This is a genomic window from Demetria terragena DSM 11295 (assembly GCF_000376825.1).
In the GTDB taxonomy this organism is placed as follows: Bacteria; Actinomycetota; Actinomycetes; order Actinomycetales; family Dermatophilaceae; genus Demetria; species Demetria terragena.
Window position 1 is genome coordinate 2561047 of the sequence record NZ_AQXW01000004.1, and the last position, 18319, is coordinate 2579365.

At 64.0% G+C, this 18319-nt stretch carries 17 protein-coding genes; 13 read left to right on the forward strand and 4 right to left on the reverse strand.

Translation table 11 applies throughout. The annotated features are described in order from the left end of the window. Window positions 1–21 precede the first annotated feature (21 nt). From F562_RS0116625 to F562_RS0116635, 3 genes are all read right to left on the reverse strand, one after another. Window positions 22–711 (reverse strand): helix-turn-helix domain-containing protein, encoded by a 690-nt coding sequence (locus tag F562_RS0116625; protein ID WP_018158103.1) that lies wholly within the window; start codon window positions 709–711, stop codon window positions 22–24. Between the two features lie 114 nt (window positions 712–825). Beyond that, complete coding sequence (locus F562_RS0116630) at window positions 826–1590, reverse strand: SDR family NAD(P)-dependent oxidoreductase (RefSeq protein ID WP_018158104.1); 765 nt, start codon at window positions 1588–1590, stop codon at window positions 826–828. Between the two features lie 12 nt (window positions 1591–1602). Then, a complete protein-coding gene (locus F562_RS0116635) occupies window positions 1603–2754 on the reverse strand; it encodes an acyl-CoA dehydrogenase family protein (RefSeq protein WP_018158105.1) in 1152 nt (383 codons plus the stop codon). Window positions 2755–2895: 141 nt separating this feature from the next. On the opposite strand from F562_RS0116635, the gene F562_RS0116640 reads away from it, so the two are divergent. The 13 genes from F562_RS0116640 to F562_RS19775 all read left to right on the forward strand — a co-directional run bounded on the left by F562_RS0116640 (window position 2896) and on the right by F562_RS19775 (window position 16964). After that, entirely contained in the window at window positions 2896–5019 is a 2124-nt protein-coding gene (locus F562_RS0116640) for a DUF6421 family protein (protein WP_018158106.1), read from the forward strand. Beyond that, window positions 5016–5822, forward strand: a complete 807-nt coding sequence (locus F562_RS0116645; protein WP_018158107.1) for an SDR family NAD(P)-dependent oxidoreductase — start codon at window positions 5016–5018, stop codon at window positions 5820–5822. Before F562_RS0116640 ends, F562_RS0116645 begins: the two co-directional genes overlap by 4 nt. 152 nt (window positions 5823–5974) lie before the next feature. Then, window positions 5975–6301 carry a hypothetical protein gene (locus F562_RS0116650; RefSeq protein WP_018158108.1) on the forward strand — a complete coding sequence of 109 codons (327 nt, stop codon included), beginning with the start codon at window positions 5975–5977 and terminating at the stop codon, window positions 6299–6301. A 107-nt stretch (window positions 6302–6408) separates the two neighbouring features. Next, window positions 6409–6957, forward strand: a complete 549-nt coding sequence (locus F562_RS0116655) for a DinB family protein (protein ID WP_156822700.1) — start codon at window positions 6409–6411, stop codon at window positions 6955–6957. Further along, window positions 6902–8035, forward strand: a complete 1134-nt coding sequence (locus tag F562_RS0116660; protein ID WP_018158110.1) for a threonine aldolase family protein — start codon at window positions 6902–6904, stop codon at window positions 8033–8035. Before F562_RS0116655 ends, F562_RS0116660 begins: the two co-directional genes overlap by 56 nt. A 1-nt stretch (window position 8036) precedes the next feature. Continuing rightward, entirely contained in the window at window positions 8037–8492 is a 456-nt protein-coding gene (locus tag F562_RS20435; protein ID WP_018158111.1) for a hypothetical protein, read from the forward strand. Next, window positions 8492–9307, forward strand: coding sequence for an HTTM domain-containing protein (locus F562_RS19770; RefSeq protein WP_018158112.1), 816 nt, complete (start codon window positions 8492–8494; stop codon window positions 9305–9307). The genes F562_RS20435 and F562_RS19770 overlap by 1 nt, the downstream gene beginning before the upstream one ends. A gap of 80 nt (window positions 9308–9387) precedes the next feature. Beyond that, entirely contained in the window at window positions 9388–11007 is a 1620-nt protein-coding gene (locus tag F562_RS0116675; RefSeq protein ID WP_211206473.1) for an ABC transporter substrate-binding protein, read from the forward strand. Beyond that, window positions 11007–11963 (forward strand): ABC transporter permease, encoded by a 957-nt coding sequence (locus tag F562_RS0116680; protein ID WP_018158114.1) that lies wholly within the window; start codon window positions 11007–11009, stop codon window positions 11961–11963. Before F562_RS0116675 ends, F562_RS0116680 begins: the two co-directional genes overlap by 1 nt. Next, entirely contained in the window at window positions 11960–12844 is an 885-nt protein-coding gene (locus tag F562_RS0116685) for an ABC transporter permease (protein ID WP_018158115.1), read from the forward strand. The genes F562_RS0116680 and F562_RS0116685 overlap by 4 nt, the downstream gene beginning before the upstream one ends. 7 nt (window positions 12845–12851) lie before the next feature. Next, a complete protein-coding gene (locus F562_RS0116690; RefSeq protein WP_018158116.1) occupies window positions 12852–14660 on the forward strand; it encodes a gamma-glutamyltransferase family protein in 1809 nt (602 codons plus the stop codon). Next, complete coding sequence (locus F562_RS0116695; RefSeq protein WP_018158117.1) at window positions 14644–16311, forward strand: dipeptide ABC transporter ATP-binding protein; 1668 nt, start codon at window positions 14644–14646, stop codon at window positions 16309–16311. Before F562_RS0116690 ends, F562_RS0116695 begins: the two co-directional genes overlap by 17 nt. After that, entirely contained in the window at window positions 16305–16964 is a 660-nt protein-coding gene (locus F562_RS19775) for a GntR family transcriptional regulator (RefSeq protein WP_040385384.1), read from the forward strand. The genes F562_RS0116695 and F562_RS19775 overlap by 7 nt, the downstream gene beginning before the upstream one ends. 49 nt (window positions 16965–17013) lie before the next feature. Here F562_RS19775 and F562_RS0116705 read toward each other — a convergent pair whose 3' ends face one another. Beyond that, window positions 17014–18303 (reverse strand): hydroxyacid-oxoacid transhydrogenase, encoded by a 1290-nt coding sequence (locus F562_RS0116705; RefSeq protein ID WP_026181350.1) that lies wholly within the window; start codon window positions 18301–18303, stop codon window positions 17014–17016. Window positions 18304–18319: the final 16 nt, after the last annotated feature.

The window sequence follows — 18319 nt, forward strand, 5'->3', positions numbered from 1 at the left end:
CTCAGCGAGCGCCGGTTAAGGCTACACCGACTCGCCGTTAAGGATCATCGCCGCCTCCTGGCGGTTCTGTGCGCCGACCAGCTCGACGATGGCAGCGACTTCACGTTCGACGGTGCGCACTGAGGCGCCGAGCCTGCGGGCGGTGGCGACATCCTTGTCGCGGCGGGCGAGGCCTCGAGCAACCTCAAGTTGCCGAGTGGTTGGCGCCGCGAACAGCGCGTCGATGTCATCGCTCATGGCGAGCAAGTCGTCGCGGAGGTCGCGCAGCGGTCGCACGACGTCATCCGACGTCGAAGCAAACAGCACTGGGACGCCGTCCTGATTGGCCGGGCCCTCGATCATCGCGACATGGTCATCGACCAACGTCACGTCAAAAGGTACTGGTGCCAACCGAATTCCCAACTCAGGGGCAGCGAGTAGTGGGCAGCGGCGTACAGCGTTCTCCGGGACCACCACGTGCCGTTGTATGGCAACCGGACGGTCGGGTCGCGGCGGCGGGAGACGCCATCCTGTCTGCAACTGGGAGACGCTGGCACGAGCCATGGTCTCGATGAGTCCTGCCTGATGACGCATGGCCGCTCGACCGGCTGCGACGGGACGCAGTCGGTGGTCGGAACTGTCGAGCGCCATAGCAAACAGGCGGGAGCGCATGGCGTGGCCATGACGGCGGAGCTGAATCTCCGCGGGCGGTATCGACTGAATAGTGGTCACGAGACGTCCTTCCGTTGTCCTCGTGACCTCAGACGTCAGCCGCGCCCGTTTCGGTTCCGCGCTTCCTCAACCCGCCTGGTTCGTATCGCCTTCCTAGACCGGCCTGGCTGTTGCCTAGCGGGGCGGCATCCGAAGTGAGCCGTCGAGGCGGATGGCCTCGCCGTTCAACATCGGGTTATCCACGATGTGCGCGGCGAGGTCGGCGAACTCCGCCGGGCGGCCCAGCCGAGCAGGGTGCGGTGTCTGCGCTTCCAGCACGGTGCGCGCCTCTTCGGGGAGGCCTGCCAGCATCGGGGTCTCAAAGGTTCCCGGTGCGATGGTCATCACGCGAATCTTCTTGTCTGCCAAGTCCCTTGCCGAGGAAAGGGTCAAACCGACAACGCCGCTCTTGGAGGATGCGTAGGCCGCTTGGCCGATCTGGCCATCGAAGGCCGCGACCGAGGCGGTCAGGATGACCACGCCGCGCTCGCCTTCAACGGGCTCGAGGCCGGTCATGGCCAGGGCCGCAAGCCGCATCACGTTGAACGTCCCGATCAGATTGATCTCGACCACCTGGCGGAAGGTCTCAAGTTCGAGGACGCCGCGCTTGCCGATAATGCGCCCAGGTGTCCCGATTCCGGCGCAGCACACCGCGATTCGGAGCTCGCCCAGCTCGCCCGCGGCGTCAACAGCAGCCTGGACCTGAGTCTCATCGCGTACGTCGGCCGCGACAAAGCGCGCGCGGTCCCCGAGGTCCTCGGCCACGGCAGCACCCCGTGAACCCTCCAAATCGAGGATGACGATGGCGGCGCCGGCGGCGTGAAGGCGGCGGGCGGTGGCCTCACCGAGACCGGAGCCACCGCCGGTCACGACGGCGACAGTCTTGTCAGATATCTGCACGAGTTGAACCTCTCAGGAAGGGGAGCGAAGCAGCTGGCGTGAGATCACCAGCCGCTGAATCTGGTTGGTGCCTTCGAAGATCTGGGTGACTTTCGCGTCACGGAAATAGCGCTCGGCCGGGAAGTCCTTGGTATATCCAGCGCCACCGAGCACTTGCACGGCGTCTGTCGTCACCTTCATGGCCGCGTCGGTTGCGACGAGCTTGGCTGTTGCGGCTTCCTTGCTAAACGGTCGGCCCGCGTCGCGCAGCCTGGCGGCGTAGAGGTAGGCACTGCGCGCTGAGGATGTTGCGGCTTCGAGGTCGGCCAGGATGAAGGCCAAGCCCTGGTTGTCGGCAATAGCTCGCCCGAACTGCCGCCGCTCCTGGGCATAAGAGACGGCTAGGTCGAGCGCTGCCTGCGCGAGGCCGGTGGCGGCAGCGGCGATGCCGAGGCGTCCGGAGTCCAACGCGGCGAGCGCAAGGGACATCCCTTGCCCTTCCTCGCCGATGAGTCGACCAGCGTCGACGAGGGCATCATCGAAGATGACCTCTCGCACGGGGTCGCTGGCCAGGCCCATCTTGTTCTCCGGAGCGGCGAATGACAGCCCGTCCGTCTCGGCAGGAATGAGGAAGCACGAAAGACCTTTGGTGGGGTGGTCGCCGGTCCGCACGAAGGTTGTGTAGAAATCGGCGTGACCGGCGTTGGAAATCCACGCCTTGCGTCCACGGATGCGGTAGCCGCCATCGGTCTGCATCGCGCGCGTAGAAATCGCCGAGACATCTGAGCCAGCACCCTGCTCCGACAGGCAGTACGCACCCAGAAGGTCGCCGCCCAACATGTCCGGCAAGAACTGAGCCCGCTGTTCGGACGAACCCGCCGTGCTGAGCGCATAACAACTCAGGCTGTGGACCGACGTCCCGACGGCGACACTCATCCAGGTCGAGGCAATTTCCTCGACGACCTGGAGGTAGACCTCGTAGGGCTGGCCCGCGCCGCCGTAGTCCTCGTCATAGGGCAGGGACAGCAAACCCGCGCGGCCCAGGGTGCGGTAGACCTCGCGAGGCATCTCGGCCGCGGACTCGGCCGCGTCAACGGCCGGAGCGAGCGTGCCTCGGCACACCTCACGTGTCAGGTCGATGAGATCTTCCGACTCTGGCGTGGGCATCAGGCGATCGACGGGCATAGCCCTGAGGCTAACGGCTCTGTCGCGAGAGGGCGTCTGGGTGGTGGGTCCAAAGAGGTGGGGCGCCATGAGTGGACGACGTGAGAATCTGTCGCGTACGCTCGACATCAACGCAAAATTTGCAGTCGAAAGGGGTTTTTCATGGGTGTCTTCCCGAACGTGCTGGTCGATCAGGCGCACAGCAGCGCGTGGTCGCTCCACCGTGAGGTTGCGGCCAGGATGAACCCGGCCAACCCTGCGGATGCCAGCCTGGCCCGCTCAGCAGAGATTCTGCGGGCGGCCGGCTTCGCCGTCCTCGGGCATGCCGATGGTCCGTTGACCCCTGCGGCATTGGAAGTTGCCGACGTCTTCGTGTTGGCGCATCCGGCCGAAGCCAGGTCCGAGCGAGTGGTGGGCGACCTGCCGCCGGTCCTCACCGGATCAGAGATCGATGCGCTGGAGGGATTCGTCCGGTCCGGTGGCGGGCTTGTTGTCCTGGGGGAGTGTGACCAGGAGACATACGGCAACAGCGTCAACGAACTTCTCTTGCGCTTTGGCCTTGCGGTACGCAGCACTCTGGTTCACGAGTCAGCCGACGGCGGACGTCGCCATCAAGGCAACGCCACGTGGGTGCGCGGCGAAGGGATCAGCGGCGCGGGTCAGGGCCTCCTCGCGGGCGTTGACGACGTCGCCTTCTATCGCGCGGGGACTGTCGATGTGTCCAGGGCCCCCGACGCGCTGGTGCTGCAGAGCACCAGTCGTTCGGCAGACCCGGCAGGAGAGCCGCTGGCCGTGGCCTTGCCATACGGCGCAGGTCGAGTCGTTGTCCTTGCCGACTCAGACCTGGTCGGGGACGACTCGATCGAGGAACTCGACAACGCGCGATTCTGGTCGAACCTGGTGACCTGGGCCAGCGGCGGTAAGAATGCCGCGACCGTCGTCGCCGAATCATCGGCGCTAGCCAATCTTCCTGAGTGGCTCCGACTGAAGGCCGCTGTCAGCGAACTGCGCGTGATGCAAGCCAAGGACGGCTCGATCGATGGCGCCGAGCACGACCATCAGCGTGCCCGCGAACTCGTCGCCACGATGTCGACCGAGATTGCGGCGCTCGCACCACATTTTCCGCACGACGAGGCATACCTGCAGGCACTGCCGCTGGACTTGAACGCGTGGGTTGAATCGGGTTTCGGCACACCGGATTTCCTCGACTCGCTCATGGCATTTCGACCAGATGAGTGCCGCGAGGATGGCATCGAGCATCTGGTGGTGTTCCCGATGTACACCCAGAACGGAAACCCCAACCGGGTTTTTGAAGCGCTTCTGATCTCGGTGCAGTGGCCGGACTGGCTCGCCGAGGTGGAGGCGACCTACGACAACCCGATGTTCCTCGCCGTCAATTTCATCGACTTCACTGACGGCTACGACACCAACTCGGCGGTGCTCTTCCCGGAAACCGTTGCGGTGCGGGAGGTTCCGAAGTTCAGCTGGGGTGCGATCTTCTGTGACCGCGAGGGCGCACGCTTCCGTCGCGTCGTGTCCTCCGCGGCTGAGTTGTTGCGTCTGCAGTTGCCGCCGGACGCCGAACGGCTCGTGGGCTCCCAGGGGCTTGCTCAGTCGACCTTCGCGATGTGGGACCTCATTCACGACCGCACACACAGCCACGGCGACCTGCCGTTCGATCCCTTCATGATCAAACAGCGGATGCCGTTCTGGATGTATGCCCTCGAAGAGTTGCGGTGCGATCTCAACACCTTCCGCCAGGCGGTTGAGTTGGAGAAGGCTGGCCAGCCCTATGCGAAGTTCGTTCAATACGCGATCCTGTTCGACCGACTGTTCCGTTTCCCGATCACTGGTGATCGGGTGCGCAACTACGACGGGCTCGGGGGCCAGTTGCTCTTCGCCTACCTGCACAAGCACGACGCGCTGCGCTGGACGGACAACAAGCTCTCCTTCGATTGGCGGCGCGTGCCGGACGTGGTGGTGGCGCTCTGCGATGACGTCGAAGTGCTGTACCGCTCCGGAATTGACCGCTCCCGAGTGGGTCACTGGCTGGCGTCCTATGAGTTCGTGACCCGGTATGTGAACCCGCACCCCGCCTCGACGTGGGCCAAGGGCGCTGAGGCTCTGCCGCTGGATGGTCCTGTCAAGGACCTCACCAATCTGGTACAACCGGACGAGTTCCCGCTCAACGTGTTCTATGAGGCGCTGCGCAAAAAGCTTGCGGATGTGATTGCCTCGACGTCGGGAATTACCGCGACATCAGGTGATCATCTGGAGGCTGCATGAGTGACCCACTGCACGGAGCTGTCGTGGTGGTGACCGGCGCGACCGGCGCGGCTGGTCCGGCAACCGTTGAGGCGCTGGCGAAGGCGGGCGCGACGGTGGTCGTCGCCGGTCGCGACCAAGCGCGGCTAGATCATCTCGCCGACAACGCCGGTCGAATAGGCGACAACGCCGCTCGAGAACTAGACAACGATGGTCGAGAACTAGACAACGATGGTCGAGTAGGCGAGCGCCCCAGCGCGAGCCGTATCGAGACCACTGTCGTCGACCTTCTCGATGAGGACGCGACCAGAACCTGGGGCGCCGGGCTGGTGGAGACGTACGGCCGCGTCGATGGCCTGATCCACCTTGTCGGCGGCTGGCGGGGTGGGCAGGGAATCGTCGAGGCCGACCTGGCCGACTACGCCTGGTTGCACGACAACCTGGTCCGCACCCTCCAGCACACGACCCGCGCCCTGCACGACGCGATCGTGGCGTCACCGGTAGGACGAGTTGCGATCGTGTCGACGACGATGTTGGAGCGTCCCACTGCCAAGAACGCGGCGTACCTGACCTCTAAGGCAGCGGCCGAGACTTGGATGCGCGCACTGGGCCATTCTTTCGAGGCGGCCGACGCCGATGCGGCTTCGGTGATTCTGCGGATCAAGGCGCTCCTGACGCCCCAGATGCGCGCCGATAAGCCTGAGGCGAAGTTCGCCGGCTTTACCCCGGTCGACCTGATTGCCGAGGAGGTCGTGAGCCTCTTCGACCAGCCGGTGCAAGAGATCAACCGCGAGATCCTGGACGTGCTCCCTGCCCCGTCGTAGGGAGGGCCTTCCCAACGATGGTCGAGTAGGTCGGAACGCGGTGATCCGCCGTATCGAGACCTGGGGTATAGGGGAAATTTAGGGGCAACTACTCATGGTGCTGCGGGTGTTCTACGGATTCGCGGGGGCCCCGACTTGGCGAGGGTGGTGCCATGGAAACCAACACCAACACCAACTCAGCCCCGACCAAGCTCACCTCGACGATCGCCGATCAGCCGGGCTCCGCCATAGGGCGTCTGATCGGTCAAGTCCTTGGTGCGTTGCTCCTGGTCGCGCTCTGGTCGGCCACCCCCATGGTGTACTTCATGCTCGGGCTGATCGGTGCGTACGACGTGCCGGATGCTCCGTACGCACCAGTAGTCATCGGCATGCCCATGTGGGTCGGGTTCCTGATCTGGAGCACGTGGCGCTTCATACGGGCCTGCGAAAAGACTTCACGTCCCCCAACCCAGGATCGACTTGGGACAAAGTGTGGGTGAGTCGACGTCCACACCCGCAGATTTTCCCCACTCGATGCGGGCCGCCGCCGAAACTGCCGCAGGTGAATTCGCTTGCGCGCAGAGACGAGACGGGCTGAGGTAGGCGCATGACACGTGCGCACCCCGACATGTGGGTCGACCCCGAGGACGACCCACGAGACAGTGGCGAAACGACCCGCGGTGAGCAGGCGTGCGTCCTGGACTACCTGCAGGCCTATCGCCTCACAATCGAGCTCAAGTGCCAGGACCTGACGGTCGAGCAGATGGCTGCGCGGTCCGTACCGCCCTCGACGATGTCACTCCTGGGCATGATTCGGCACCTAGCCAGGGTCGAGCACCATTGGGCGCGAAGGGTTCTCGAAGGTCACGCTGAATTGCCGCGGCTGTATCGAACCGACGAACAGCCAGACCTCGACTTTGACGGTGTCCAGGCTGACTCTGCCCAGATTCAGGACGCTTGGGAGTCCTGGAAGCGGGAGGTCGCCCACGCCGAGGACGTTGCCTCACGCCTGACTGATTGGTCGGTCTTGGTGCGTTCGGGCAGCGATGAGATCGAGATTCGGGACGTCTATGTCCACCTTGTGGAGGAGTATGCGCGTCATGCCGGGCACGCGGACCTCCTACGGGAGTGCATCGACGGCCGCACCGGGCAGTGATGAGCGGGCTGGCGTAGGGCACGATGGCCTGGTGACTGTGCACGACACCGAGAGCCGCGGCTTCGCGAGCGATAACTACGCCGGAATCCACCCCGAGATCCTGACTGCTATTGAGCGCGCCAACGGTGGCCACCAGGTCGCCTATGGCGGCGATGACTACACCGCCGCACTGCAGGACGTGATCCGTTCGCACTTTGGCGAGGCCGCCCAAGCGTTCCCGGTCTTCAACGGCACCGGTGCGAATGTGGTGGCGCTGCAGGCGGTTACGGATCGCTGGGATGGCGTGGTCTGCACGACCGCAGCGCACATCAATGTCGACGAATGTGCCGCCCCGGAGCGAATGGGCGGGCTCAAGTTGCTCCAGGTCGAGACCAGCGATGGCAAGCTCCGGCCTGACCAGCTCGACGCCTTCGCGCTCAAGCACGACGACGAGCACGCGGCGCAGGCCCGCGTGGTCTCCATCACCCAGACGACCGAACTGGGCACCTGCTATTCCGTCGAGGAGATCGCCGCCGTGTCCCGGCGCGCGCATGACCTCGGGATGGTGGTCCACGTCGACGGGTCCCGCCTGTCCAATGCCGCGGCCTCGCTCGGGGTCGGCTTCCGCGAGATGGTGACCGATACCGGGGTCGACCTTCTCTCCTTCGGGGGTACCAAGAACGGGCTGATGGTCGGCGAGGCCGTCATCGTGCTCAACCCCGATGCGGTGCGCGGGATGAAGTTCCTGCGCAAGCAGACGATGCAACTCGCCTCCAAGATGCGGTTCATCTCGGCGCAACTCATGGCGCTCCTCAGCGACGATCTTTACCTGCGCAACGCATCCCATGCGAATGCGATGGCTCAGCGGCTGGCCGAGGGCGTACGCGACCTGCCGGGAGTCTCGATCGCCCGCCCGGTCCAGTCGAACTCAGTGTTTCCCGTTCTGCCGCACGAGGTTTCGCGGCGCTTGATGGAATCCTTCCTGTTCTATTTCTGGGACGAGACCGCTGGCGAGGTTCGGTGGATGTGTGCCTTCGACACCACCGAGGCCGACGTGGATGCCTTCGTCGCGGCCGTCCGCCAGGAGATCGACTGCTGACGTGACGCGGTTCGGTCGGGCCTGGCGGGTGTGCGTCGTGCTGCTGGTTGCTGCGGGAATCACGGCGGGAACACTCGGGGAGGACGATCGGACCTGGCCCTTCGCCCCGATGGTGCAGTTCGCTTTCAAGGTCGACATCAACGGCGAGATCCATTCGCTCGGCCTCGAAGGAGTCGACACGCAGGGTCGGCGAGTGGACATCCCGTTGGGTTACGGCGGGATTGGTCTGGAGCGTGCCGAGATCGAAGGTCAGCGTGAGCGGATCGTCCGCGAGCCGAATCGATTACAGGCGGTCGCGGTGATGTGGGCTGCGTACGCTCCCGACCGGCCACGCCTCGCCCGAGTCGACATGGTCGACACCGTGAGTACCTTGCGGGATTCGCGGGTTGCGGGCAGGCAGCGAGTGACTGTTGCGACGTGGTCTGTGCCTGACCCGGCGAATCCCGGGGAGCGCTAATGGTGTGGTTTTTTCCGCGGATTGCGATGGCCCGGGTCGCGTGGCTGCGGGTCTTCGTGTACGCCGTCGTCATCCTGGACGTCCTCGTGTTCACTGCCTTCCCCATTGGCCACGGCGGAGTTCCACACGACCTTTATCAACCGCTGCCGTTCCGCGAGATTTTGTATCTCCCGCAGCCATCTCCAACCTATGTGCAGGTGCTGCGGATCGTCATCATTGCCTCAGCGCTGGTTGCGATGAGTGGACGCGCACCTCGGCTAGCCGGATTCGTCTGCGCCGCAGGGATGCTCGACTGGCTCAGTAACGCGTTCTCCTACTCCAAGATCAACCATGACCACTTCGCGTTGATCGTCGCGCTGTGTGTTTTGCCGCTGGTGGGTCACGCGCTGTTCGGCGACAAGAGCAAGAGCGAAGAGGCGGGTTGGGCGCTACGGGTGATCCAGGTCGCGGTCATCTCGACGTACTTCCTCGCAGCGGTCGCGAAGGTTCTCGACGCAGGGTGGGGTTGGGCCTCGTCCGCTGTCTTGGTCTGGGCGATGTCGCGCCGCGGAACCTTCCTCTCTGACTGGCTTGTCGGGGTGCCCTGGTTGACGTACGTCATGCAGTGGGTGGTGTTCATCGCCGAGCTTCTTTCACCCGTCATGCTGTGGCTGCGCGGGCGAGTGCTCTATCTGTCCGTTGCCTTCTGGATCGGCTTCCATGCGGTGACCTACCTGCTGCTGTCGATCCATTTCGTCCCGACTGCAGTGTGCCTGCTGGCCTTTCTTCCCCTGGAACGACTTTCTCGCCGAAGGAAAGTGCCGAGAACCTCTTGACGAGTGGGTCGGCGCATGTCAACCTATCGCCATTCGGGAAATTGTATACAAACTGAAGGTGTGGCTTCGTGGCGAACTGCGTGCGCAGGCTCGTAGCACTACGCGCTGGAACCACCGCCGTGACGGTCGCCATGCTGTTGGTCGCGTGCTCGCCGGTGCAACAGCGTTCCGAGCCGCCTGATCGAGCCGACCTCACGGAGGTTTCCGCCGACGGCGTCTCGGTTCGCAAGGGCGGCGATCTAGCGATTGCTCTCGCCGGTGATGCGGACGTCCTCGACCCGACAACCTCGAGCTCGCTTAATACCCGAAACATCATGAGTTCGTTCTGCGAAAAGCTCTACGACATCGATGCCAAGGGCCGGATTGTTCCTCAGCTCGCGACCGCACTCCCCGCGATGTCTGAGCAGGGGCGCGTCCTGCGGATATCGCTACGCAAGGGCGTGAAGTTCGCGGATGGCACAACGTTCAACGCGCAGGCCGTACGCACGTCGCTGAACCGGCATCTCACCAAGAAGGACTCGGCGCGTGCCGGCGAGATCGGGCCGGTGACGTCCGTAAAGGTCGTGAATACCCACACCATCGAGATGCGCTTCGAGAAGCCGTTTGCGCCGACGGTCGCGGCGCTCGCGGACCGGGCCGGAATGATCATGAGCCCCAAAGCACTGGCCCGCCTTGGCGACAACTTTGGAGACGCTCCGGTGTGCGTCGGCGCGTTCAAATTCAAGAAGCGCGTCCCGGCGACCTCGGTGGTCGTCACCAAGGACCCGAACTATTACGCGGCCGACCAGATCCACCTCGACTCCATTACCTATCGCGTGATGGTGGACGCCAACATCCGCGCGGCGAACCTGCAATCGGGCGACGTGCAGGTGGTCGACACCACCTCGACGGCCTCCGTGGACTGGCTCCGCAAGCGACCCGGGACCGGACTCCTGCAGGTGGGATCGCTCGGATATCAGTCGGTGATCCTCAACTCCGCCAGTAAGAAGCCGGCGTACGCCAAATCTCCCTTACGCGACTCCAGAGTGCGCCAAGCGTTGGAGCTGAGCTTGGACCGAAAGGCCTTGGTCAACTCGGTCTTTGACAACTGGTACGAGCCGGCCTGCTCGCCGATATCCCCAGATTCTCCGTACGCCACCCCTGCGAGCAACGCTTGTTCCACCCCCGACCCGAAGAAGTCGCGAGCGCTCTTGAAAGACGCTGGATTCAAGACCCCTGTCAAGGTGTCCATGAAGGTCACCAATAGTCCAGATGTCCTACGCCTGGCCCAGGCGATTCAGGGCAGCGTCTCCAAGGGAGGCTTCGAGCTCACGATTGAGCCGGTCGAGTTCACGACCCTGTTGGATGACACCTCCACCGGAAACTTCGAGATCGCTCAACTTGGGTGGTCCGGGCGCGTCGATCCACACGGCAACATGGCCGCATTCTTGACGACGAAAGCGCCGAATAACTATGGCAGTTATAGCAATAAGGACGTCGATGCGCTGATGGTGAAGGCTGCGCAGGCCACCACCACGAGCAAGAGGTCGAAAATCTATGGACGGATCGTGCAGCAGGTTCAGAAAGACGATCCGCTGATCTACCTCTACCGACAGCGGAGCCTGACGACCTACTCGACCAAGGTGGTCGGAATCCGCGCCTATGCCGATGGAGTTATCCGGCTGGATCGAGCCGGATACCGGGCAGGAGCGGCGGACTAATGGGCCGGTATGTGCTCAGTCGGCTGGGCCAAGCCCTGGTCACCCTGGTCCTCGCCTCGATCATCGTCTTCCTCGGCGTACGGGCGTTGCCTGGCGATCCCGCGCTAGCGCTTGCGGGCGAGCAGGCCGACCCCGAAACCCTGGCCGCGGTGCGGGCCGACCTTGGCCTCGATCAACCTGTGCCAGTGCAGTATTGGGCCTTCGTCAAAAGCCTGGCTCAAGGCGATCTAGGAACCTCGATCGCTACCGGGCTTCCGGTATCCGACCTCATTACGACCACTCTTCCGGTGACCCTCTGGCTCAGCCTGTACGCCCTCTTGGTGGCGGTCATCATTGGCATCGGTGCGGGTGTGGTCGCAGCGGTCTACCGCGGTCGTTGGCCGGAGTGGATCGCCAACGGATTTACGTTGGTCGCGCTATCAGTCCCGAGCTTCTGGTTGGGACTGCTTGCCATCGTCTATCTGGCGATCGGGCTGAACTGGTTCCCCGCCTCTGGGTACGTGCCTGTCACCGAAGAACCGCTGCGCGCTCTCTACTACCTCACGCTTCCCGCAGTCGTTCTCGGCACTGGATTAGCGGCGGTCATCATGCGGCAGACCCGATCATCGATGCTCGATACGTTGTCGGCGGATTACGTACGGACCGCGCGGGCCAAGGGGTTGCCCAATCGGCAGGTCATCGGTCGGTTCGCTTTGCGCAACTCGTTGATCGTGGTGGTCACCATCATCGGGTTGCAACTAGGTGGGCTGATTTCGGGCGCCGTCGTGACCGAGCGGATCTTCGGACTGCCGGGCTTCGGCAAACTCACGCTCGACAGTGTCTTTACTCGTGACTACCCGGTGATCCAGGCGGTTGTCATCATCACCACCTTTGGATACATCTTTATCAACTTGGCGATCGACTTGCTCTACTCGCTCATCGATCCCCGAATCCGCGTTTCGGGGAGTAGCCAATGACGACCTCAAGTCCGGCTGAGCACAACCTCCCAGAGGTCAAGCGTTCAGGACGCAGCGCGCTGAGGCAGCTGATGCGCAATCCGATGGGTGCTGTGGGTGGTGGGCTGCTTCTTGTCCTCGTGACGGTGGCGATCTTCGCACCTCTGATTGCGCCGTACGCGCCCGAGACAGTTCACTTCGATACGCCATTCCAACGACCATTCACTGAGGGATTCCCCCTCGGCACTGACGACCTCGGCCGGGATGTGCTGTCCCGCATCGTGTTTGGGATCCGGGTATCGCTTCTGGTCGGCGCGATGTCGGTACTGTTCGCCATCGTGGTGGGGACCCCGTTGGGTCTGGTGGCGGGGTACATCCGGTGGGTCGACGTGATTGTGTCCCGGCTGACCGACGTCACCCTGGCGTTCCCGTTCTTGATCATCGCGGTTGGTCTCGCGGCCATCAACGGCCCGAGCGTCACCAATGCCGCTGTCGCTCTGGGAATTGCCCAGACACCCAACGTTATTCGTGTCATCCGTGCCGAAACGCTGCGGCTCAAGAGCCTGGACTTCGTCCTCGCGGCGCGCAGCCTGGATGCTGGAACCTTGCGGATCCTGACCCACCACATCTTGCCGAACACGTTGTCTGCGTTGATTGTTCAGGCGACCGTGATCATGCCTGTTGCCGTCATCGGCGAGGCACTCCTCTCTTTCCTTGGTCTAGGGATCCAGCCCCCAACTCCAAGCCTGGGCATCATGCTGTCCGATGCCCAGCAGTACATCTTCCGAGCGCCGAGCGCTGCCGTCATTCCCGGTCTTGCGATTGCGGCGATCTGTTTGGCCTTCAACCTTTTCGGAGACGCCCTCCGGGATGCCCTCGACCCCACGAGCAGGAAGCGCTGACTCTCTGATGTCCACCTTTGTTCCACCTACCGAGACCACCACGCGCCCCACGCTGCGAGGGCACTTTGGAATGTCGGCCTCAACGCACTGGATCGCCAGCGCGACCATGCAAGCGGTGCTCGAGCGGGACGGCAATGCCTTTGATGCCGCCGTCGCTGGTGCGTTCGTCTTGCACGTCGTCGAGCCACATCTGAACGGCATCGGCGGAGATATGACGGGCCTGTTCGCAACGGCTGAGGACCCCACACCACGTGTCCTGGTGGGACAAGGGCCGGCGCCCGTCGGCGCGACGATCGAGCACTACGTGTCAGAAGGCCTCGACCAGGTACCAGGCTCAGGAGCGTTGGCCGCCGCCGTACCAGGGTCGTTTGACGCGTGGATGTTGTTGCTGCGCGACCACGGCACGTGGGAACTCGCCGACGTGTTGAGCTTCGCTATCGACTACGCCGAGCGTGGTCACCAGATCATTGGGCGGGCGGCAGCGACGATCGCGCAGATGGCGGACACGTTCCGAGAGCACTGGCCTTCTTCAGCCGCTGTCTGGATGCCGGACGGGAAGGCCCCTGCCGAGGGTGAGGTCCTGCGTTTGCCCGCCTACGCCAAAACGTTGCGTCGCCTGCTGGACGCTGGTGACAGCGCCTCCGACCGGGTGGGGCGGATCGACGCGGCACGCGATGAGTGGGCCAGCGGCTTCGTTGCTTCGGCTATAGAGAAGTTCGTACGCACCCCACACCGGCACTCCACTGGCGCCGACCATGCCGGCGTGATCACCGTGTCCGACATGGCGAATTGGCGCGCAGGATATGAGGATCCGGTCACGGTAGACCTCTTCGGTGTCACTGTGTGCAAGACCGGCGCTTGGGGCCAGGGGCCGGTGCTGTTGCAAGCACTGTCGATCCTTGCTGAATTCGAGCCACATGAGATCGACCCCGCCACGGCTGACGGCGCCCACCGTATCCTGGAGGCGCTCAAGCTCGCGCTCGCCGACCGGGATACCTACTACGGAGATCCTGGGGGCGAAGCCTCGGCGGTGCCCATCTCGACGCTGTTGTCCCAGGACTACGCCGCGTCCCGGTGCGCCATGATTGGTGAGACCGCCTCGCATGAGTTCCGCCCCGGGCAGATCGACGGCGCGGAGCGGCACCTCCCCCCGCTGGAGTTGGAGGACGCGGATCAGGTTGAGGGTGCAGGCGCCGGTGAGCCGACGGTGTCGGTATCGGGACGCACGCGGGGCGACACCTGCCACCTCGACGTTGTGGATCGGTGGGGCAACATGATCGCGGCCACGCCATCAGGCGGCTGGCTGCAGTCCAACCCGGTGATTCCCGAGCTTGGCTTCTGTCTGGGCACGCGGCTACAGATGACGTGGCTCGATGAACGGTCACCGTCCGCACTGCGACCCGGGCAGCGTCCGCGGACCACCCTGTCGCCCACACTGCTCCTCAAGGACGGGGTCCCGTGGTGCGCGATGGGGACACCCGGCGGAGACCAGCAGGATCAGTGGCAACTCAGCACCATGTTGCGTCTGCTCGTAGGGGGTTATACCCCGCAGCAAGCGATCGACGCGCCGTCTCTGCATACGACGTCAATGCCCGGATCGTTCTGGCCGAGGACCTGGACCCCCGGAGGCGCGGTGGTGGAGGACCGGATAGGCGAGGACGTCATCGCTGACTTGGAAAGGCGTGGTCACGTGGTGACCCGTGCGGGGGACTGGGCGCTGGGGCGCGTGTCGATCGTGACCCGCGACGCCGAGACCGGGCTCATGGCGGCCGCCGCCAACCCCAGAGGGGCGCAAGGGTATGCCGTCGGACGCTGAACCGGTTGCCGCGCCATTGCTGCGCCTCACCGATCTTGAGGTGAGTTATCACCAGAAGCGGGTGGTCCACGGCGTCAGCCTGACCATAGCGCCGGGTGAGCGCGTTGCCGTCGTGGGCGAGTCCGGTTCAGGCAAGTCGACGATGGCCGCCTCAATCATGAATGTGCTGCCTGCCGGCGGTGCAGTGACGAGCGGGGTGATCGAGTACGACGGCGAAGACATCACACACCCGACCAAGCGCAGGCTGCTGCACCTTCGCGGACGCCAGGTTGGCCTTGTCCCTCAGGACCCGATGTCCAACCTGAATCCGTCGGCGCGGGTGGGTCGTCAAGTCGCCGAAACGTTGGAGGCCCACGGGCTGGCTTCCGGGCGGCGGGCCAAGGAACGGGCCATCGAGTTGCTTGCGGAGACCGGCATCCCGGATGCGCCGCGACGCAGCAGGCAGTATCCCCACGAGTTCTCGGGCGGCATGCGTCAACGAGTCCTCATCGCGATGGCGCTCGCCTGCGAACCGCAGCTCCTGATCGCGGATGAGCCGACCTCGGCGCTCGACGTCACCATGCAGCGCCGCGTTCTGGATCTACTGGAGACCCTGCGGAGCCGCAAGGGAATGGCCATGCTGCTGGTCACTCACGACCTTGGACTTGCGGCAGACCGCGCCGATCGGGTGGTGGTCATGTGGAAGGGACGCATTGTCGAGGACGGGCCAGCTCGAGAGGTGCTGCGCGATCCCCAGCACGAATACACGCAACGGCTCGTGGCTGCAGCGCCGTCGGTGGCGGTCACCGTGGCGCGATCCACCGGCCTGGAAATGGCCGACCGCGAACGTGACGACGCAGCCGAGCCCGAAACCGGGGCCGACGACGAACCGATCCTGGTCGCCAACCACCTCACCAAGGTCTTTTCTGGACGCGGGCGGAAGGGCCCGGTCACTGCGGTTGATGATGTGTCGTTCGAGGTCCATCGCGGCAGGACGACGGCGGTCGTGGGTGAGTCGGGCTCGGGCAAGACCACCGTGGCCAGGATGGCGCTCGGTCTCGAGGTCCCGACTGAAGGCTCCGTGCGGGTGTGTGGGGACGCGGTTGCACAGGCCAAAGGCACTCAGCGCCGGGCGATCCGGCGCGCGATGCAGCCGGTGTTCCAGGATCCGTACGCGTCGTTGAATCCCATGTTCAGCATCGAGCGGATCATCGATGAACCGCTGCGTGTCTTCAAGGTTGGCGATCGTCAGAGCCGCAAGGCGAGGGTTGCGGAGCTGCTCGATCAGGTGGCGCTACCGCAAGAAGTCGCCGACCGCTATCCGAGCCAGCTGTCGGGCGGGCAGCGCCAGCGGGTCGCCATCGCGCGCGCTTTGGCGCTGGATCCGCGACTGGTGATTTGTGACGAGGCGGTGTCGGCCCTGGATGTCCTGGTTCAGGACCAGATCCTTCAGTTGCTTGGCAACCTGCAGCGCGACCTTGGGCTGTCCCTGCTGTTCATTACGCACGACCTCGCTGTCGTGCGTTTGATTGCCCACGATGTCGTGGTCATGCAGAACGGAAAAGTCGTCGAAACCGGTTCAGTTGATGAGGTATTCGCTCAACCGGATGCCGAGTACACCCGAGAATTGCTGAGCGCCATCCCCGGTACGGCGGCGAGCGCTGCATGGTGAGACGCGCGGATCAGGTCCTTATGGCCCTGCGCGGCGACATCATGAGCGGCGTCCACCCGCCGGGAACGCGCATCACCGAATCTGCGCTGTGCGAGACCTATGAGGTATCGCGGGTGCCGATTCGTGAAGCGCTCAAGCAACTGGAAGTTGAGGGTTTCGTGACCAGCGTGGCGTACGCGGGGATGCGGGTTGCGTCGCTGGACCGGACGGAGGCGGCAGACCTTTTCGCCGTTCGACGGACGATGGAGGAACTGACGACGCGACGAAGCGCAGAGCGCTTTCAGAGGAACCCTGACGATCCGACCGTGATGGCCTTTGGTGAGCAGTTAGACCGGCTGGTGCGCACAGGCCAAGGTCTCTTGGACGAGCCAAGTCGTGCTGACCTACCGCCGCTCAACACCCAGTTTCATTTGGGCATAGCGGAGTTCAGCGAGAGTGTCTCCCTGCACCGGCTCTTGCGACAGATCTCAGGAAAAGTCGAGTGGCTTTACCGGATGGACGTCCGCGCGCGAGGCGAGCACTCGTGGGGTGAGCATGCGCAGATTGCTCGAGCTGTCCGGTCAGGCGATCCTGACCTGGCCGCCGACCTGATGGGTCGGCATGTGCAGAACTCGCTGGAGGGCTATCTGCGCCGGCATGCTCGTCCGGTCTAGAGGATGAGTCGGGTATGCGCAGTCACTCGACAGTTTCAGTAGCACTGCATCACCAAAGGCTCATCGAATCGGCAAGCACACGACGTACGGCCGCCCTGTCGATGGGAAGAGGTGCTGTCGTCAGGAGCCGTTCCTGTTTCAGGGTGCCCTCGGTGAGTGCGTCAAGGTCGGTGTCAGTAAACCCCACTCCACTGAGGCCGTTGGGGATTCCAATGTCCTGGAAAAGTCGGACGAGGATAGACGGCAACTGATTTGCGGGGTCGCTCGTGCGAGGTGCCTGCGCGTCTAGGAGTTGTGCCGCACGAAGGTGGCGTTCAGGTGCGGCAGCATACGTGAGGCGGAAAGCCGCTGGGGCCGTAAGGGATACGGCCATTCCGTGGGGAACCATAGCCTCGTCGCCAGGGTAACCTTCGGGGTGAAAACCCTTGACCTGACCCGCAATCGGGTACGCGTTGGCGTGCGGAAGGTGGACTCCGGCATTGCCGAAGCCCATGCCTGCAAAGGTTGCGGCCATGGCCATGTCACCGCGTGCGCTGCGGTCCGAGCCGTCGGCGACCGCCCTGCGGAAACTGCCCGCCATGAGCTGGAGAGCTTTTTCGCTCCACATGTCGGCGATCGGGTTTGAGCCGCAGTAGGGCACTCGTTCGTGTGCTTGTTTGTGCTCGTAGGACGTGTAGGGCCGAGCGGTGTAGCTCTCCAGCGCATGGCACAGGATGTCCATCCCGGCGCAGGCGGTCACCATCGCTGGTTGGGACATCGTCAGGTCTGGGTCGATGACAGCCATCGTCGGGCGTAGCCACGCGTGGCTGATCCCGCTTTTGACGTGCTGGTCAAGCACGTCCAGGACACAGATGGTGGTGCTTTCTGAACCGGTGCCCGTTGTCGTCGGGACGGCGATGAGTGGCTTGAGTGGCACAGAGGGAGCCTTGCCGCCACCGACGGGGGCATTGACGTAGTCCAGGAGCGCTCCGTCGTTGGTCATCAGCAGATTGATGGCCTTTGCGGTGTCGATGCTCGACCCGCCGCCCACCGCCACATAGGCGTCGAACGGTCCGTGTTCGCGGGCGAACGCGATCGCATCGTCCAGAGAGGCGTCAGTTGGCTCGACCCGGCTGCCGTCGAAAATGACTGTCTCAATGTCGAACTCGCGCATCTGGTCGGCAACCTGAGCCGGTCCACCCGAGGCCGCGATGCCTGCGTCGGTGACGATCAGGGCGCGGCGGGCACCCGTGCGGCTGAGGTCGTACCCGATCTCCGCGCTGGCACCGGGTCCGAACTTCAACTGCGGCGTGCCATAGGTGTAGACCTGCTCGGGGTGCCTGGGTGTGGGGTGGCTCATGGGTCGATCCTCTCGC

Coding starts and splice junctions, on each gene's coding strand:
- F562_RS0116695 (WP_018158117.1), top strand. CDS start 14,644: ATGCCGTCGGACGCTGAACCGGTTGCCGCGCCATTGCTGCGCCTCACC.
- F562_RS0116685 (WP_018158115.1), top strand. CDS start 11,960: ATGACGACCTCAAGTCCGGCTGAGCACAACCTCCCAGAGGTCAAGCGT.
- F562_RS0116660 (WP_018158110.1), top strand. CDS start 6,902: ATGCCGGGCACGCGGACCTCCTACGGGAGTGCATCGACGGCCGCACCG.
- F562_RS0116690 (WP_018158116.1), top strand. CDS start 12,852: ATGTCCACCTTTGTTCCACCTACCGAGACCACCACGCGCCCCACGCTG.
- F562_RS0116640 (WP_018158106.1), top strand. CDS start 2,896: ATGGGTGTCTTCCCGAACGTGCTGGTCGATCAGGCGCACAGCAGCGCG.
- F562_RS0116650 (WP_018158108.1), top strand. CDS start 5,975: ATGGAAACCAACACCAACACCAACTCAGCCCCGACCAAGCTCACCTCG.
- F562_RS19770 (WP_018158112.1), top strand. CDS start 8,492: ATGGTGTGGTTTTTTCCGCGGATTGCGATGGCCCGGGTCGCGTGGCTG.
- F562_RS0116635 (WP_018158105.1), bottom strand. CDS start 2,754: ATGCCCGTCGATCGCCTGATGCCCACGCCAGAGTCGGAAGATCTCATC.
- F562_RS0116680 (WP_018158114.1), top strand. CDS start 11,007: ATGGGCCGGTATGTGCTCAGTCGGCTGGGCCAAGCCCTGGTCACCCTG.
- F562_RS0116705 (WP_026181350.1), bottom strand. CDS start 18,303: ATGAGCCACCCCACACCCAGGCACCCCGAGCAGGTCTACACCTATGGC.
- F562_RS0116655 (WP_156822700.1), top strand. CDS start 6,409: ATGACACGTGCGCACCCCGACATGTGGGTCGACCCCGAGGACGACCCA.
- F562_RS19775 (WP_040385384.1), top strand. CDS start 16,305: ATGGTGAGACGCGCGGATCAGGTCCTTATGGCCCTGCGCGGCGACATC.
- F562_RS0116645 (WP_018158107.1), top strand. CDS start 5,016: ATGAGTGACCCACTGCACGGAGCTGTCGTGGTGGTGACCGGCGCGACC.